Source organism: Streptomyces sp. H27-H1 (assembly GCF_026627445.1).
In the GTDB taxonomy this organism is placed as follows: Bacteria; Actinomycetota; Actinomycetes; order Streptomycetales; family Streptomycetaceae; genus Streptomyces.
In genome coordinates this window covers 1-16,802 of the sequence record NZ_JAPNLJ010000070.1, presented here as the reverse complement: position 1 = coordinate 16,802, position 16,802 = coordinate 1, and the positions used below count along the sequence as shown (strand labels likewise).

16 protein-coding genes are annotated in these 16,802 nt (G+C 69.6%); 2 read left to right on the top strand and 14 right to left on the bottom strand.

Annotated elements, in window-relative coordinates; all coding sequences use genetic code 11:
• Nucleotides 1-229: 229 nt before the first annotated feature.
• The 12 genes from OTB20_RS38560 to OTB20_RS38505 form a co-directional block, all read right to left on the bottom strand.
• Nucleotides 230-775, bottom strand: coding sequence for a phage tail protein I (locus tag OTB20_RS38560; RefSeq protein WP_267824584.1), 546 nt, complete (start codon nucleotides 773-775; stop codon nucleotides 230-232).
• A complete protein-coding gene (locus tag OTB20_RS38555; RefSeq protein WP_267824583.1) occupies nucleotides 772-2,733 on the bottom strand; it encodes a putative baseplate assembly protein in 1,962 nt (653 codons plus the stop codon). The genes OTB20_RS38560 and OTB20_RS38555 overlap by 4 nt, the downstream gene beginning before the upstream one ends.
• A complete protein-coding gene (locus tag OTB20_RS38550; protein ID WP_267824582.1) occupies nucleotides 2,733-3,152 on the bottom strand; it encodes a GPW/gp25 family protein in 420 nt (139 codons plus the stop codon). Before OTB20_RS38550 ends, OTB20_RS38555 begins: the two co-directional genes overlap by 1 nt.
• A gap of 20 nt (nucleotides 3,153-3,172) precedes the next feature.
• Nucleotides 3,173-5,083: a VgrG-related protein gene (locus OTB20_RS38545; RefSeq protein WP_267824581.1), complete on the bottom strand. Its 1,911-nt coding sequence runs from the start codon at nucleotides 5,081-5,083 to the stop codon at nucleotides 3,173-3,175.
• Between the two features lie 20 nt (nucleotides 5,084-5,103).
• The gene (locus tag OTB20_RS38540; RefSeq protein ID WP_267824580.1) at nucleotides 5,104-5,820 is read right to left on the bottom strand and encodes a LysM peptidoglycan-binding domain-containing protein; all 717 of its coding nucleotides are present in this window, start codon (nucleotides 5,818-5,820) and stop codon (nucleotides 5,104-5,106) included.
• Between the two features lie 8 nt (nucleotides 5,821-5,828).
• A complete protein-coding gene (locus OTB20_RS38535; protein ID WP_267824579.1) occupies nucleotides 5,829-6,320 on the bottom strand; it encodes a phage tail protein in 492 nt (163 codons plus the stop codon).
• 2 nt (nucleotides 6,321-6,322) lie between these two features.
• Complete coding sequence (locus OTB20_RS38530) at nucleotides 6,323-6,772, bottom strand: phage tail protein (RefSeq protein ID WP_267824578.1); 450 nt, start codon at nucleotides 6,770-6,772, stop codon at nucleotides 6,323-6,325.
• Between the two features lie 9 nt (nucleotides 6,773-6,781).
• Entirely contained in the window at nucleotides 6,782-9,541 is a 2,760-nt protein-coding gene (locus OTB20_RS38525; protein WP_267824577.1) for a DUF4157 domain-containing protein, read from the bottom strand.
• A gap of 159 nt (nucleotides 9,542-9,700) precedes the next feature.
• Nucleotides 9,701-9,859, bottom strand: coding sequence for a DUF6760 family protein (locus OTB20_RS38520; protein WP_267824600.1), 159 nt, complete (start codon nucleotides 9,857-9,859; stop codon nucleotides 9,701-9,703).
• Entirely contained in the window at nucleotides 9,853-10,236 is a 384-nt protein-coding gene (locus OTB20_RS38515) for a hypothetical protein (RefSeq protein WP_267824576.1), read from the bottom strand. The genes OTB20_RS38520 and OTB20_RS38515 overlap by 7 nt, the downstream gene beginning before the upstream one ends.
• Nucleotides 10,233-10,685 carry a phage tail protein gene (locus OTB20_RS38510; protein WP_267824575.1) on the bottom strand — a complete coding sequence of 151 codons (453 nt, stop codon included), beginning with the start codon at nucleotides 10,683-10,685 and terminating at the stop codon, nucleotides 10,233-10,235. Before OTB20_RS38510 ends, OTB20_RS38515 begins: the two co-directional genes overlap by 4 nt.
• An 85-nt stretch (nucleotides 10,686-10,770) precedes the next feature.
• Nucleotides 10,771-12,291, bottom strand: a complete 1,521-nt coding sequence (locus tag OTB20_RS38505) for a phage tail sheath family protein (protein ID WP_267824574.1) — start codon at nucleotides 12,289-12,291, stop codon at nucleotides 10,771-10,773.
• A 203-nt stretch (nucleotides 12,292-12,494) separates the two neighbouring features.
• Between OTB20_RS38505 and OTB20_RS38500 the strand changes: the two genes are divergently transcribed.
• Both OTB20_RS38500 and OTB20_RS38495 read left to right on the top strand, forming a co-directional pair.
• Nucleotides 12,495-13,097: a Pvc16 family protein gene (locus OTB20_RS38500; RefSeq protein ID WP_267824573.1), complete on the top strand. Its 603-nt coding sequence runs from the start codon at nucleotides 12,495-12,497 to the stop codon at nucleotides 13,095-13,097.
• A complete protein-coding gene (locus tag OTB20_RS38495) occupies nucleotides 13,094-14,620 on the top strand; it encodes a hypothetical protein (protein ID WP_267824572.1) in 1,527 nt (508 codons plus the stop codon). The genes OTB20_RS38500 and OTB20_RS38495 overlap by 4 nt, the downstream gene beginning before the upstream one ends.
• Here OTB20_RS38495 and OTB20_RS38490 read toward each other — a convergent pair.
• Complete coding sequence (locus OTB20_RS38490; protein ID WP_267824571.1) at nucleotides 14,565-14,981, bottom strand: winged helix-turn-helix domain-containing protein; 417 nt, start codon at nucleotides 14,979-14,981, stop codon at nucleotides 14,565-14,567. The genes OTB20_RS38495 and OTB20_RS38490 overlap by 56 nt on opposite strands.
• Before the next feature lie 845 nt (nucleotides 14,982-15,826).
• Entirely contained in the window at nucleotides 15,827-16,240 is a 414-nt protein-coding gene (locus OTB20_RS38485) for a transglycosylase SLT domain-containing protein (protein ID WP_267824570.1), read from the bottom strand.
• Nucleotides 16,241-16,802: the final 562 nt, after the last annotated feature.

Below are 16,802 nucleotides of genomic sequence, written 5' to 3'. Positions count from 1 at the left end.
AACGCCCGCCGGTCCCGTCCGGCCCGGCAGGGCGGAGCGGCTGCCGACATCGGCATACAAGCTCCGCTGCAGCCTCTGCAGGGCAGACGGGGCGGGCCCCCCGGCCCGCTGTTCGGCCTCTTGGCGCAGGTCGTCGGGAAGGTCGATCTTCTGCTTCTTGCCGGTCCACTCCAGGAACGAGCCACACGAGCCGCAGAACTTGTCACCCGCGCCGTTGTTGAACCCGCACTTACGACACGTGGTCATGTTCCAGCAGCTCCACGGCACGGTGTACGTGTGCGGGCACCGCGCCGGCGACCAGCGCCTCGACCGCCTCCCGCTGGGCGGCGAGCGCACGCGGCAGCCGGACGATGACGGCGGGCTCGGCATCGATGGGGCCGCAGCCACCGGCCCGGTCGGAGCAGTGGACCCCACCGCTGTCCACCACCTCCACCCACGCTCCCGTCAGGGTGCGCAGCGCGTCGCGCAGACCCTCGTACGTCCCGCGGACGACGAACGACTCCGCCGCGTGCTTGACCCGGGCGCGCCGGGCGGCCTCGGGAAGGGTCTCCTCCACCGTGATGCCCAGCCACCCGGCCAGCCAAGGCAGGAAGTCCACCGGAGCCGTGTCCGGGTCCGCGTACGCCTCCAGCGAGTCGAGGACGGCGATCGCCGGTGCGAGGACGTCGTCGAGGCCGCTGGTGAAACGCTGTACGAAGGAGTCCTCCTGGTACACGGCCGGCAGGTACGCACCGATCGGGTAGGGGGTGACCAAGTCGGTGACGGTTCCCCTCATGTCCCGCTCCCCTCCACGAGGACTTGGTGCTCGAAGGAGAAGACCAGGCTGTCCCGGTCGAGCGTGACGCGGTCGGTCTCCTCCCCGCGCTCACCCGTGACCGGGTTGGCGTTGAACAGCCGTACCTCCTCGACGATGCCCACGCCGTCGACCCGCTGGAGGACCGCGTAGAGGTCGCCGGACTGCACCGGCCGGCCGAAGGGCCAGCCGGTGCCCTCGGGGCCGCCGGTCACGGGGTTGAGGTAGCGGTGGAGTGCGTTCAGGGCGTCGTCGGTGACGCGGTCCGTCTTGGCACCCGGCACCGCGCGCAGCCGTGCCACCGCGGTCACGCCCCTGTAGAGGGGAGGCTCCACCAGGACGGTGGTGCCGACGAGCCTGCGCTCGTCCAGCCGTCTGGCCACGGTGTCCAGCGTGCTCTGCCTGGGCTTGAGGGCGGCGAACCGGGCGGGGCCCGGCTCGTCGGGGAGGCCGGGCACCACGAGCACCTTCACGGCGCCGGGCGGCAGGCCGGCCTCCTGGGCCGTCAGGCAGCGTACGCGGGCCAGTTCGGGGGCCGCCTCCCGGGTGATGACCTCGAAGTCCTCGGCCGTCACCGCCCGGCCCCGGGTGTGCATGAGCATCGGGGCGCGGGACTTGACCTCTTCGACGCTTTCCCCGTCCACGCCCCCCGTCGCCGGGACGAGGTTCTCCACCCGGGCGATGAAGGGGATGGAGGACTTGAGCGTCTGGATGGCCCCCTGGCCGACGTTGCCCACCGCCCCGCCGCCGGTGGCGTACCGTCGCAGCCGCACGACCGAGTCCTTCGGGGGGACGGCGCCGTAACGGCGCATGGTGCCGTCGGGCTGCCGCACCATCGGCCCGAAGCAGACCGTGCCGTGCGTGCTGTCGACGACGTAGTGCGGGGCGTCGGGACCGCTGTCGGCGAAGTGCTCCACCTCGGTCCACCGCGTCCAGCCGTCCTCGCTGCTGACCTCGACGACGGCCGGTACGGCCGTCGCCAGGATGGGTGCGTGGGACGCCTGGAACCGCTGGTTTCCGGTGCCGTCGGAGGCACCCAGGTCGTCGTTGTGGACCATTTCGGCGTGCACCGCGTCGACCGTCCCCCCCATCACCGACGCGTCCATCGAGTCGATGACGGGCGAGGTGCTGTACGCGGGGCAGTCCGGCCGGGGCGCGATCACGCGGGCTCGGAGCCAGCCCGCGCGCCTGCCGTCGAGGATGCTCGCGTGGTGGCCGGGCGGCACCTGGAGCACGATCGCGCCGGGACGGTTGAGGCCGCCGGTGGCGTCCGAGTGCACGCGGCACGCCTGCCAGTCGTCCCCGTCCCAGGCCTCCCACACCAGCGGCGGATGGTCGGGGTCGACGCCGACGCCTTGGATGCGGCAGGTGAAGTCCAGGCTGACCAGCGCCCGCGGTACCGCGTCGGTCAGGCCCACCAGGAGGCAGTCGTCGACGGCCGGACTCTGCGAGCCGAACGCCGGGAAGCCGACCCGCAGGCGGTGCTGCTCGTCGCGGGCGAGCAGGGTGCCGCCTTCCGCTTCCAGCGTCATCAGGTGCTGCAGACCGGCGGCCGGGAGCCGCAGCTCGTGCCGGGTGGCGAACACCACGGAATGCTCGGTCTCCGTGCGCAGGGTAGCGACGTTCGTGCCTGCTGGCACGGTCATCGCGGTGGCCGCCGGCGCGGACAGCCAGAAGGTGACAGGGGCCTGCGCCGGTACGGGTGGGAGCAGCCTGGCTCCGAGGAGGTCGAGGAACTTCACGTACATGCGGTCAGGCACGCGGTTGAGCCGGAACAGCAGCTGGTCCGTCATGAAGGCGAACGTCTCGATCAGGGTGACGCCCGGGTCGGAGACGTTGTGGTCCGTCCATTCCGGGCAGCGGCGCATGACCATGCGCTTGGCATCGTCCACCAGGTCCTGGAACCGGCGGTCGTCGAGGTCGGGCGACGGAAGCGCCATCAGTAGTCCTCCTCCTCATCAGGGATCGTGTAGAACGGGAACACGAGGTTGCGCCGGTCGTTCGTGGACTTGATGGCGTACACGATGTCGATGTGGACCAGGCTCGGCTCGTCCGGGTCGGACGCGGCCCGTACGCTGTGGATGTCGACGCGAGGCTCCCAGCTGATCAGGGCCGTGCGCACCTCTTCCGAGAGCATGGCCATGGTCTGGTAGCCGGTGTCCCGGAAGACGTAGTCGCGCAGCCTGCAGCCGAAGCCGGGCCGCATGGGACGCTCGCCCGGGTACGTCGACAGGATGATCTTCATCGCCTGTTCTAGCTTGGTCTCGTGCCGGACCAGGGCGATTCCGCCGGTGGCACTCACCCCCATCGGGAAGGCCCATCCGGCGCCTATGAAATCGTCGGCTCTGTTCACAGCCATGGTGTCCTCGTGTCGCAGTGTCAGTTGAGCTCGATCAGGCGGCCGGAGATCTTGACGTTCTGGCCCTTGAGGTTCAGTTGCCCGTCGCTTTCGAGGTTCAGGGCGCGGGACGCGCGGACGCTGATGTCGCCGCCGGTCACGTTCACCGAGCCCTTGGGGCCGCTGTCGATCGTCACGGTGCCGCTGCCGTCGGTGGAGATGGTCAGGTCGCCCTTCCCCTTGCCCCTGCCGGTCTGCGGCTTGCACGTGAGCAGCACCTGGCCGGTCGTCTTGTCGATGGTCAGGCCCAGGTCGCCCTGGTCGGTGGCCAGGACGATGGAGGACTGCTCCCTGAGGGGGGACCGGTTGGGCGGGACCTCGACGAAGGCGAGCCTGTTGCCGCTGCTGCTGACCAGGCCGCGGCGCATGACCGAGCCCGTCTCGCCCTTCCGCTCGACTGCGGGACCGCCCAGCGAAAGGGTGCTCGCGCCGTTGCGCATCCCGCCGATGACGATCGGCCGGTTCACGTCGTCCCATTCGAAGGCCACCAGGACCTCGTCCCCGACCTCGGGCACGAAGACGGCCCCGCCACGGTTGCCGCCCGGCTGTACCACGCGCACCCAGTCGGTCTCGAAGTCGGGTGACAGCAGGGGCAGTCGAACCCTGACCCGGTTGCGACCGGTGGGGTCGGCGACGTTGGTGACGATGCCGCACATCATGCCGCGGGCGCGCCGGTCCGCTCCGGAGTCCTGGGCGGACGAAGCCATACCCGGCAGGGAGAGGTCGTCGCTTCCGTGGGCGAAGAAGTCGGTGTAGTAGCCGCCCTCGTCCTCGCAGAAGGTGTGCCGTGCCTGGGTGACCATCCAGCTGCGGCAGAACGGCTGGGGGACGCCCTCCACCTGGACGGGCCGGCCCGCTTGGATGGCGCTGCTGCCGATGGCGCGTCCTTCCGCCTCCGCGGCCGTCCCCGCCATCCGCTCGGCGACGCCCTGCGCGAGCGCCTCCGCGGCGACGGCGATGTCGGCGCCGGCGCCCACGGGGTGGTCCACGATGAGGTGGGCGTCCGTGGCGCCCGCGAGGCTGCCCAGTTTTCCGGCTGCGGCAGGGGCGCCGACGGAGCCCTTGCCCGCGCCCAGGACCGGACCGGCGGAGGCGGTCCGCACGGGAGCCGTGGCGACCACGACTTCGGTGCGCTCCTCGTCCCACGTCCGCACCTCAACCTGGCGGGGCAGCCTCTCGGTCGCCGACAGCCGGGGTAGGAAGGAGATGAGGTTGCCCTTGAAGGTGAGCGTGGGCGTGGCGTCCAGGGCTGGGCGCATCTTCAGCCCCGTGGCCGGAGCCGCCGCGGAGGCGCGGCGGAAGTGGAATTCGCTGCCGGTCACCCCCATTTCGAAGCCGTTGGCCCGGGCGCGGGCCTGGAGGAAGTCCCAGTCGGTCTGCGCTATCTGGGCCAGGTGGCGGTGCACGTACTTCGTCTCTTCGATCGTCCCGCGCTTCAGCTTCGCCTCGGCGGCGATCCGGGCGGCGATGTCGGAGTCCTTAGTGTTCACGAACGTGCGCGTGCGTCGGGCCCGCTGGAGGGCGTGGGAGAGGTCGTACCCGCGGACGACGAGGTAGGTCATCATGTCCTCGCAGACCGCTTCCAGCGAGGTGATCTCGCCCCGGATGAGCGGGGGGCTCGCGGGGGGATCCTGCCCGCTTCTGATCTCGACCTGGTATCCGAGCTGCATGGCCTGCGCCGCCAGCCCTGTGTCGTCCGCGAAGGTGATCTCGAACATGTCGGGCAGGTGCAGGTGGGTGTCGACCACCACACGGATGATCATTGGCTCGAGCTGGTCGGACACCCTTTCCGCTGCCAGGGGGCCGACCCTGACGTCGGCGCGGACCGCGTCGATGCTGGTGTCGGAAGGAGTCGTCCCGGGAAGAGTCGCCGGGGGCTTCAGAGCGGGCACGGGAGCGTTCCTCCGGCTGGTCAGTCGAACTCGTGGGGATTGGGCAGGTAGACGGTGGTTCCCGGACGCATGCGCAACGGGTCGTCGATGGCGTTGGCATCGGCGAGTCGGCGCCAGTGCGCGGTGCTTCCGTACTGGGTGCGTGCGAGGTTCACCAGGTCTTCGCCCTCGGTGACGGTGTAGCTGCGCCGCCCGGGCAGACCACCGGAGGTGGGGTTGGTCGGGAGCGTGCCCAGCAGGCTGGGCTGTTCCTTCATGTTGAGGGTGACCCGCGCCCGGATCGGCACCCCGGCCCCGGTGAAGCGGGTGTAGTTGATGGTCGCGCCGATCAACACCACCTGGTAGCAGAAGCCCAGCATGGGAGGCCCGTAGACGAAGCTGAGGACGGGCAGCCGGTTGACCAGGCCTGGGTTGAAGCCCGCCGTCTTCACCAGGACGCCCGCAAGGGCCTGCCCCGCGGCGCCCGAACCCGGGCTCATCCAGTTGAGCAGTTGGTCGCACAGCGCCTTGGTCTCACCGCCGGTGAAGACCACGTCGGACAGGTTGATCTTGAGGGCTTCGGCCCTCTGGAACGAAGTGCCGGTCTCGCCGTTCTTGGCCCCGTTCTGGGAACTGCTGCCGTGGGAACGGTAGCCGACCTCCCGGCTTATCGTGATCTTCTCCGGGTTGAACAGCAGGGGGACCGCCCCGGCCATGGGCAGCGTTGTGCACGTCAGTACGGCGGTGGTGTTGGTCACGACGCCTCCTAGAGGAACCCCTGGTGGGCCAGTTCCAGGCTCTCCAGGGCCACTTTGTTGGTGTCGGCGTCGAGATCCGGCCCCTTCCAGTTCTTCGGGAAGACGCTGCGCAGCTGCCAGCTGTAGACCAGCTCGTTGTGGGCGTTCATCAAGGAGATCTCCGCCCCGGTGCCGTTGTACTCCGTGCCACCGATCTCGTAGCCGTACCAGTCCTTGGTCACGCGGCGGAGCCAGGCCTGGAGCGCCTTCGTGTCATCGGCCTTGACCGCCCGCTGCAGGGTGACGGTGCCGTACTTGAGCCGCTTGGGGAGCAGGACCGTGTGTTCGTAGTTGCCGCCGCATTCGATCTCCTCGTGGTCGAAGGTCACGTTCAGCCCCCGGCACGAGGACCAGTACCCGAGGTCACCGAAGTCGTCCACGGTCACCTTGAAGCGCATGGCCATGCCGAGCATGGAGTCGCCGGACCACTTGGAAGAGGGTGCGGTCCCTATCGCCGCCATCGCTACGCCTTGTCGTCGTCGAGGAAGCCGAGGTGCTGGAGCTCCAGCGTCTCCAGAGCCACCTTGCTCTGGCCGGCGTCGAAGCTGGCGATGGACCACTTGACCGGGACGAGCCGGCGCAGGTTCCAGGTGATGACCTCCTCGTTGCTGGGGTCCATCAGTTTGATCTCACCTGTCTGCCCCTTGCTCTTGAACGAGTTGCTCGAGAGCCACTTGCGCACCCGCTCCGAGTCCTTGCACGCGGCCCTCGTCAGCTTCAGCGGGGTGTACTCGGTGAAACCGGGGAAGTACCAGCGATCGTTGCCGGCGTCGCCCGCCCGGTACTCGGCCATCTTCCACTGCACGTCCAAGCCCTGGACCTGGGTCCAACTCCCGAGGTCGAACTGGCCGTTGTCCACCTTCACGGAGAACCGGTTGGCAAGTGCGAGAGTGCTGTCGTCGTTCAGGGGCATGCTGAGCTCCTACCTAGTTCCTTTGCGTTCACGATGTACGCGCAGTTCGCGTCGCTGATCGCTGGTCAGCCGGTCGCGCACCCTGCCGTAGATACGGTGGGCAAGGGCGTCCAACTGGTCGTCCTTCAGCGTGGCGATGTCGAAGACCGCCGTGCGGGCGCTTTCGGCAGCCGCCCGCGCCGCTGCCGTCTGCTCTTCGGCCTTCTTCTTCTCGGCTTCGGCGTTTTCCTCGGGTGCGCCGAGGAAGGCGCTCGTAGCCGCCGCCCACAGCGAGCCCTTGACCGCTTTCCCAAGGTCGAAGCCGGTGCCGGCCTTGCTGCCGGACTCCTCCGGTTCCGGCTCGCTCCCCTGCGCCGGGCCGACGGACGGGGAGAAGACCGATGTCCACGGAGGCGGTGTGTCGTGCGGTACGCGGCTCGCCCCGCGGGCCTGTGTCCCATTATTCGCACCCGCACCCTTAACGGACTCTTGCGGGAGGGCTGCGGGGGGGTTGCCGTTCCAGCCCGTCGCCGTCCGCCCCACAGGGGTGAACACCGCGTCACCGTCGGTGTCCGGGGCTGCTGCCGTCGCAGGGCGGCCGGCGAAGAAGTCCCGTACTTCGCCGCGGCGTTTTCGGTCCATGGTGATGCCGAAGGTCGAGGCCAGTCCCTGCGCGACGCCCAGGCCCAGCTGGCCCTTGAGCCAGTGAGCGTCCTGCTCCTCCACGATGTCGTCGTCGTTGTCGTCCGCGACGAGCCTGCCCTGTCGGCCCGACTCTTCCAGACGGAACTCGATGGCGTCCTTCAGTGCCAGGTTCGTCTGGAGGTCGGTGGCCGTCAGGGGCGGCTTGTCACCGCGCTCGTGGCGCTGCTCGTAGTTCTTCTCCGCGAGGAACTCGGCGATGGTCTCCTCGCGGGTGCCGCGCGTGAACCGCCGCTTCTCCCGGAACTCGATCGCCTCCCGCCACTGCTCGTTCCTCATGAGGTCGTCAGGTGTGACGGGTGCCTGGCCATCGCTCGTGTGGCGGCGCGCGTGGTTGAGCTCGGCGAGGTACTCCTCGACGATCTCCTCCCGGCTGGCCCGCTGGATGCCGTCCAGCAGACCGGTCTCCGGGGACCAGGACATCTCCGCGGGGCCGTTGTATGCGGGCTCGGACGCGGGCTGCGGGGCCGCGGGGCTGTTGTATACGGGCTCGGGCTCGGCCTGCGGGGCCGCGGGCCCGGGTTCCGGCGGCGCAGGGGCGGGCAGCGGCGCGGGGGCCGGCGCCTGGGGCGTCATCTGGGCGATGAGGCGGCGGATCTCCTCAGGGTCGGGCCCCGCGGTGACCGGCCTGCGGTGGACCAGGGGCGGGGGTACACCGGGATCCCCGCGGAAGTGGCGCTCCGCCGAGATGGCCTCCGCCTCCAGGGCCCGGCCGGCCGGTGAGTTCTCGGGCGGCAGGTTGTTGCCGTACCGCTTCTGCTGGGCCACGTGGGTCAGCTCATGGGCGATCAGCCCCCGGGTGCGGGGTGAGTCCAGGGCGGACGCGGTGTCCGGGAGGTAGACCTCGGCGTCCTTGGTGAAGGCCTTGGCCGACAGCTCGCCGGCCTTGCGCGTGGCCTCGGCGCCGGTGTGCAGTACGGTGCCGGTGACATCGACACCGTGCAGGTCGGACACGGCGCGGGCCAGGTCGTCGGGGGCCGAAGCGGTGGCGGCCGTGCGATGGTGCAGCGTGGGACGGGGCGGGCCGTCGGGCGACGCCCCGTCCGGCTCGGGGAGGTGGGCGTCCCCTCGCGTCGCCGGGGCGGGTACCGGTTCCGGGGCCGGCGGAGGCACGGCGGGCGGCTCGGCCCGGTACTCCGTAGTGGAGGGGGCGGGCGCGGTGGGACCGGCGGGGGCCTCGTGTCCGGGGGCCGGGGAAAGGGGTTCGGCGCCCGGCGGCGGGCGGCCGTCCTCCTCCCCCAGCGCGGCGGGGTCCGGAAGCGGGGTATGGGACAGCGCGCCACCCAGGCCCATGCGGCGGCTCTGGCCGAGGTTGCGCCGCTGCGTCAGGTGATCGCGTACGGCCGGCCCCGGCCTGGACGCGGGGAACGCCGGCCCTTCGAGGAAGGGCGGGGGCGCATCGCCGGGCAGCGGGAACAGCATCGAGGCGAGGTTGGTGTCGGGGCCGATGGCTCCCGCGTTCAGCCATGATGGCGGGTGCGTCGACACGGTGGTCTGGCGGGGTTCACCGACGCTGCCCTCGGTGACCCGGGTCAGGTCAGCGGCCGGTTGCGGCGCCGGGGCGACCGCGGCCCGGCGAGGAGCCGGAGCGGGCAGGTCCACCGCCGGGGCGGGCTCCTCCGGCAGCGGGGCGCGCTCGCCCCGCGGCCGCCCGGTGGGCTTGTCCGCACCGCCTGGGCGGTGGGGGGCGACCGACGGGTCCAGGGGGGCGTCCACCGTCCGACGAGGCTGCATGTGACGCAGCGGTACGGGCCTCGCCAGGCCTTCCACCACGCCCGCGGGCACCTCGGAGGGCCGGGCCGCGGCGGTGTCGGTGGCAGCCGTGGCCAGCATCGTGGCGGCTTCCCGTACGGTCCGGTCCGTGCTCGGCGCCGCGGTGAGTCGCCGCGCCGACCCCACTGCGGTCAGCGGGCCGGTGAGCGGGGGCAGTCGCCGCCACGCGGCGGACTCGGCGGGCGGCCGGGCCGCCGCCGGGCCGGGGCTGCCGGTGCTGGTGGAACCCGTGTCGGAAGCGGTGGGCCGGGTCGGACCGGGCTGGTGCCCGGCGTCCGGGGCATTGCCGCCGCGGCGGCGGAAGGGCCAGTTCATCTCGCTCCTTGTCCGAGGGTGCGGAGGTCATGGGGGTGGGCAGTGGCCGACGGGCCGCCGGGTGCACCGGCAGCGATGGCCGGCGGTGGCGCCGCGCCCTGCGTGCCGCTCCGGAGCACCGGTGGCGGGATCCCGCGGGCCTGTGCGCTCACCGCTCCGTCACTCTTCGGAGAGCTGGCGGTTGATCTTGCCGATCTCCTCGATCATCCGGGTGCGGACCGGGTGCTCCATGCCCAGGACGGAGTCCAGAGGCCAGTGCAGGTAGTACGCCACGTACGCAGCCTCCTCCCAGAGGCGGTCGGCTGCGTACGTCAGCATTCCCCCGGGGCATCACCGGAGACGTCCACCGCGAACTCGTGGCTGCACTCGGGGCACGCCACGGCGGCCTCGGTGGTCCCCTGCTGGTTGATGCGCTTGTAGAGGTCCTGCAGGAACGCCAGGTCGGAAGCGAAGAGGTTCTCGACGACGTAGCCGGTGACCTCGGGCATGTCGCCCAGCGCGATGACGGTGCGCTCCAGCAGCAGGACGGTGAGGTAGGCGGGGTTCCCCCGGACCCGGGGGTCCGACTGCGGGCTGATCTCATCGCGGGCGGTCGCCAGGCGCATGACGCCCTGGCGGTGCACCGTGCCGTTCTGGTCGACGTAACCGCGGGGCAGCGTGAAAGGGTACTCGGTGCGCAGGGTGCCGTCCGTCATGCCGAGACCCGCTGGATGCTCTCGCACACGAGGGTGGTGGTCTCCATCAGGACCTCGGTCGCGCCCGCCTTGAGCGAGCCGATCTCCAGCTTGGAGGGCCAGGCGTTGAAGAGGTAGTACCGGGCCACCGGCTTGCCGTCGAAGCTGTACATGACCAGCGAGCAGCTCCTGCGGGCCGTCGCGATGTTCCCCGCCAGCACCGACTGGTGCCAGGCCCACAGCTCCATGCCGCCGGTCTTGCCGCGCCGGAGCACTACCGTGGGCGGCTTGGCCCTGCCGGGCAGCTTCTTGAAGATGACTTCCTTGTCGTTGGACGACAGGTAGTCGACGGGTTCCACCTCGGTGGTGATACCGGACAGTTCTGAGAACGAGGCGATCTCGTGGCCGTCGATGGTGATGGAGAAGCGCGCCGCTGTGAGCGCATCGTGGTCTCCGAGTCCTGCCGACATGGCAGTCTCCCTTCATTCGTTACGGATGAGGTACGGATGCGGACCGGTGCCTGCCGGGCAGGGCCCGGGCAGGCACCGGATGGTCCTACTCGTCCAGCGAGGCGCCTTCGGAGTACTGGGAGATGCGGAAGACCACGAACTCGGCGGGCTTGACCGCCGCGATGCCGACTTCGACGGTCAGGACGCCGCGGTCGCGGCTGTCCTCGGGGTTGTTCTCGGTGTCACACTTGACGTAGAAGGCGTCGTCGGGCGTGCGCCCGTACAGCGCCCCGTCCCGCCAGACCCCTCGCAGGAACATCGTGATGGTCCGCTTGACCGAGTCCCACAGCTTGGGGTCGTTCGGTTCGAACACCACCCAGTTGGTGCCCTGCAGGATCGAGGTCTCGACGAAGTTGAACAGCCGCCGGACGTTGAGGTAGCGCCACTCCGGGTCGCTGCTGAGGGTCCGTGCTCCCCACACCCGGATGCCCTGGCCGGGGAAGACCCGGATGCAGTTGATGCCGAGCGGGTTGAGCAGGTCGTGCTCGCGGCGCGTGATCGCCAGTTCGAGGGCGAGCGGGCCGCGCACGGCCTCGTTGGCGGGTGCCTTGTGGACACCGCGGGTGTCGTCGTTGCGGGCCCAGATGCCGGCCATGTGGCCGCTGGGCGGCAGGAAGCGCGGCTTGCCGGAAGCGGGATCCATCACCTTCACCCACGGCCAGTACAGGGTGGCGTACTTGGAGTCGTAGCCGGCCTCGTCCACCCGCCAGTCCCGCACCTGCTGGGCGTTGAGCCCGGCCGGGGTGTCGAGGACGGCGAGGCGGTCGGCCATCAGCTCGCAGTGCGCGATGACGGCGAGCTGGACGGCCTTGGCGCCGTCCCGGTCCAGCAGTCCGGAATCGAGGGCCGCCATGGCGTCCGGCACGGCCACCATGGTCACCTCGTCCACGGCCTCCAGGGCGGAGATACCGGTACGGGCCAGGGCGTCACCGACGAAGTCCGCGGGGCTGAGGGTGGCGGACGCGGTTCCACCGTCGCCGCCGCCCTCGCACTGCGCCCCCTGCTGCGCGGGCGCCGCTCCGTCCGCTGCGGCCGGGGCGGCCTCCAGGCGGACGAGCTTGGACCGCTGGTTGACGGCTGCGGCGGCCTTGGCCGGGGAGAGCTTGTCGAACGTCTCCACGGGCCGCCCGTCCTTGAGGACCGTGAGCTTGAACAGGCTGTCGTCCCGGTCGTGGGCCGGCTCGGTGACAACCCGCAGGCCGTTGCCGGCCGTGCCCGCGTCCACCGCACGGACCAGCAGCACCGGTTCGCCGTGCGCATCGCACAGGACGGCCTGCGCGGCCACGGGTGCGGTCTCTCCGCCGGAGGGTTCGATGCGCACGATGTACGCGCCGCCGCCGCCGTTGAGGAAGTAGCCGTAGACGCTGTGGGCAAGGTGGGAGTTGTCCGTGAACTCACCGAAGTTTTGCGCGAACTGGGTCCAGTTCGTGACGAGCGTGGGCTCGTTGACCGGTCCCTTCTCGGTGAGTCCGACGAAGGCACACACGGCGGTGCCGACGCCCTCGATGGGCTTGGAGCCCGACGGGACTTCCTCAACATAGACACCTGGGGACAAGTAACTGGGCAATTCTTCCTCCGACGCTCGTTTGTCGTAGATACACGATCTCCCGGCACGCGCCGTGGGAGTAGAAGCGAACGGGTGGCCGAAAGACCCCGGAATTGCCCTTTGGGGAAGGGCTGAACACGCATCCCGAAAGGGCACCGGATCGGCATGACGTCCTGCCCGTCCGCCGGGCGCGCCCACGGGGCCGCCCGGTGGACAATTCCAGCATGATTCTCACCGACGCCACCAATTCCCTGCGCCGGCTGCTGCAATCCCTGCTACCGGAAGGCGGGGCCGTCTTCTCCGGTTCGCTCGCACATTGGCAGACCGCCGCCGCCTCGCAGCCGCACGGCATCGGTCTGTTCCTGCACCGGATCGAGGAGATCCCGACCGGTATGGGCAGCGACTGGCACGACCTGCGCGACGATGCGGGCCGGGTCGTCGCCCGCGGCGGACCGGCCCGCCGCTTCCGGCTCTCCTACCTGCTGTGGGCTTGGTCCGAGCACGACACCGAGGAGGAGACGCGCCTGCTCAGCGAGGCGCTGGGACTCCTGGCCGCATACCAGCAGCTGCCCTCCGCCTGCCTGAGCGGCTCGCCGGCCCGCCTGGCGCTGGCCCCCGAAGGTCTTGCGGCACCGGACGCGGTGTGGAGCGCGGCCGGGCTCGCGCAGCGGACCTCCTTCCAGGTGGTCCTGACCACGGACCTCCTGCCCGACCCGGTCGCCCCGGCCCCCCTCGTCGAGGAGCGGCGCCTGCACACGGCCACCACGGCGGCACCGCCCGCTGGAATCCGCCGCGGCGCGCCGTCCCGCACCGAGAAGGGGAGGTGAACGCCGTGCAAGAGATGCTCGACGCCTACCGGGAGGTCCAGAAGTCCTACTTCGCACTCGCCTCCGCGTGCGAAAAGCTCCAGACACGGGCCGAGCTCTCCTATCCCCAGGCAAATGGCAAAAAGGTCTGGTCCTTACTCAAGGAGGTCCAGACCCAATTCATGGCCTCCATGGACGGCAGCCGCGCCAGCGATGCTGTGGTCTATTTCGCGGAAGATCCTTCCGAGCCGAACGCGAGGATGATGTGCAGGAAACTCACCGCGGGCATCCTGGACTTCAATAAGCTTTTCGTCAGGGAATGCATGGCAGAGCGAAGCGACAGTTGGGAGGAGATACGGCAGCACTATTCAAACTCCAGGAACGGAACCCGTGAAGATCTTTATACGGACTTGAAAGAGGTCTACGACAACGTCGAGGACCTCTTGACGCATATGAACGACATGGCCGTTCAGATGCAGAAGTACCAGGACTTCGTGACCTGCGAGAACCTGCGCTCGCTCGACGCGGACCTCACCTACTGGGCCCAAGTGGCGGGCCAGTGGTTCAACTACGTCTGCACGAACATCGCGACGGACTCGTCCACCCCGCCCGCTAGATCCGGCCCGGCAGCCCCCACCGCCCCCCGGTCGACGGGAGCCGCGCAGCGGGGAACCGCGGACCCCGCCCCGTCGATGGCTCAGGAGCCCTGGCAGAGGGCCACCCCGCCAGCTGGTTCGGCAGCCAGCGGCAGGCCCCCGATGGTGCCGACCGTCAAAAAGGCGAGAAGCGTTCCCAAGAAGCGGGAGTCCCCCTTCGCCCGCCGCTTCAGCAGAGGATCGAAAACCCTCACGCATGAGCACGCCGAAGAGATCGCGAACGCGATCCGATACAACGCGATGACTGTTCAGCTGTTGGTACGGCGCATCCGCAAGGACCTTACGGGCCGCCAGGGCCCTCTCGGGGAACTCTACGAATACACCACGTCGAAGGAGTACAGGTCCGCGTATGCCGGGATCGAAAGCCTCCAAGGGCAGCTACGCGATCAGCTCAACGCCGTCGAGGATCTTGTCGACGTGTTCAAGGGGCTCGGGAACATCGTCCGGGAAGGCCGGAATTCGGCGACAGTCGAAGCGGTCTCCAAATCGGCGAAAGAGCTGAACATGCAGCTCGTCCGAATCGGAAACATGGTCGACGTCGAAATCGCAAACGCGGCATCCCTGAAGAAGGCCATAATTGAGCAAAAACTACAGCCACCCTCCACCATGGATCAGTGGTGGACCATTCGGAACGATTTCACGGAGCTGGAGAGGCTCAGCCAGAGCACCGGAAAAAAATGCCGTAACGTAGTGACGCGCATCAACAAAATCGTCAGGGACGAGGATTTCAAGCACAAGCACCTGAGCTTCCAGGGGATCCAGCGGATCACGGGATGGAAGGTGGCCCAGGCCGCCATTGAAATGACGTGTATGACGACCATCGACCAGTACCTCATCGAGGCGGAGAGTCTGGTCGCCACGCTGAAACGTAGAACCGCTTCCCTCTAAGCACGCGCCGGCGCCGGCTCCTCCGCCGGATCGCGCACGGTGAACTGACGGGTCCCCTCAGCGCGGTTCCACCCGTTTGACGCCCACTCCGCGCACCGTGCGCAGGTAGCGCGGCGCGGCGGCGGCAACCGGGTTTGCGGAGCAGCGCGGAAACGTGCACCTCGATGGTCTGGTCGTCGATGCAATCCTCACGCCACACGTCCGTGAGCAGGCGGTGGCGGGACACCACCGTGCCTGCGTGCCGGGCCAGGAAGGTCGAGAGCCCGAACTCCCGCCGGGTGAGCGCCAGCTCGCGCCCCGCGAGATGGACCGGCCGGGCCAGCGGATCCACGGCGAGTTCGCCGACGGTCACCTGACTCATCGGGTCGGCGGGCCTGGGCTGCCCGGCTGCCGGGCCGGTTGTCGAGCCGCTTGATGATCTCGTTCTCGTCGTCCGGGGCGGCGGCCACCAGTAGGGGCACGTTGATCTCGATCAGAGAGGTACGGATGCTGGGGTTGCCTTCCGCCCCGAGTCGCACGGCTGGCGGACCCCCTACAGCCGTCCTCGAGCACCCTTTCCGTGACGGCCACCGGGTTCAGGTGACGTAGTGCGCCAGGCCGTGCGGGCCCGAGAGGTCCCGACGCAGAAGTCCCTCGTCCACCCTCGTCCATGGGATGGGAGCAGGGGCCGCCGGTACGTGCTCGGGGCGCAGGCCGAACTCCTGACCCAACAGACCGGTGGCCGGGTTTGTCCCCTGTGGTAGCGGCCGGCGCGGATACGGGCGCGGACGGCGGCGAAGAGGGTAGGTCGTGGGGGTGCATCTGGGCCGGGCCCAGGGCGATGCGAATCCGAGGGCGACAGATCACCGCCTCTCCCAGGGTGTCCAGCTGCCGGAGGGCCTGACGCACCGCACTGTGCGGCAGGCCCAGCCGCCGCGCGATGACCGCCAAGGGGTCCATCAGGTCGCCCAGGACGGACGGCTCCCGCTCGTGGTCGCGGACCCGGCGGAAGACGGTCGCCTCACCGCGGGGCCGGCCCGTCACGGGCGTCGGCCACTTCGTCCGCCATGGTCTCCCCCCAAACTTCCGTACAGGCCGTGCGGTGGTACCTTGCGGCACGATGGCCTGCGGCACGGCACGCGAAGATCGTCGGCATTGCGCGCACCCCTGTCCTGCCCGCGGAACGGCCTCAGATACCGCTGAGGTTGCGCGAGGGCGCGGTGGCCATCAGTACCACTGGTGGGCCTGCCAGAACGACCAGGCCGCTTCGGGGCTGCCGTACCGGGTGTCCATGTAGTTCAGGGCCCACTTGATCTGGGTCGTGGAGTCGGTCCGCCAGTCACCGCCGAACTGGGACATCTTCTCGGCGGGCAGCGCCTGGCCGAGGCCATAGGCGCCGGAGGACGCATTGACGGCCGTCGGGCTCCAGCCACTCTCGTGGGAAATGATCTCGTTGAAGGCCGCGTACTGCGCGGTATTCGGGATCAGCTTGTGGGCGATCTGCTGCGGAGCGGGGGTGGCCGCCTGGGCCGGCGCCGCACCCATCAGCGAACCCCCCGCCACGATCACAGCCGCGGCGGCCGTCAGACCCGCGACGCCCCTCTTGCGGCGGAGGAAGCGGGGCATCGGGGTGCGGAACATTGCGGGACCTTCCGTTGGGGATGGGGAATCGCGGTCCTGGGAGCCGGGGCGTCCGGAGCGCTACCTCCGTTCTAGCCAGCGGATCCGGGAGCCGCAAGCACCCCTGGCTGCTAAGGACGTTCGTAGGACGGAAGCCCTCCGCCTGGCGGCGGACCCGAGGGGCCGCGCAGGCCGACGCCGCGATCGGGTGCGGAGGAAACATCGACTAAGCACGTTCGTAGTGGGACCAAAGACCTGTGACCTGGGTCACAAGGGAGGTGGATCGATCGGAGAAATGCCTCGTGAGGGCGGAGGTCCAATGGTGGGGAGACGCGCTCCCCCGGCTGATCAGCCACTCGGTGGAGGGGCCGGTCGGTGCCGCAGTGGTGCAATCAGCACGCGCGTCGTCCCCGGCGCCAGTGCTGGAGAGGCAGGACCCACATGTGCGGAATCGTTGGTTACATCGGCAAGCGTGACGTGGCACCGCTGCTGCTGGAAGGCCTGCAGCGACTGGAGTACCGCGGCTACGACTCCGCGGGCATCGTCGTCAACAGCCCGAAGGCCGCGGCCCTGAAGGTCGTCA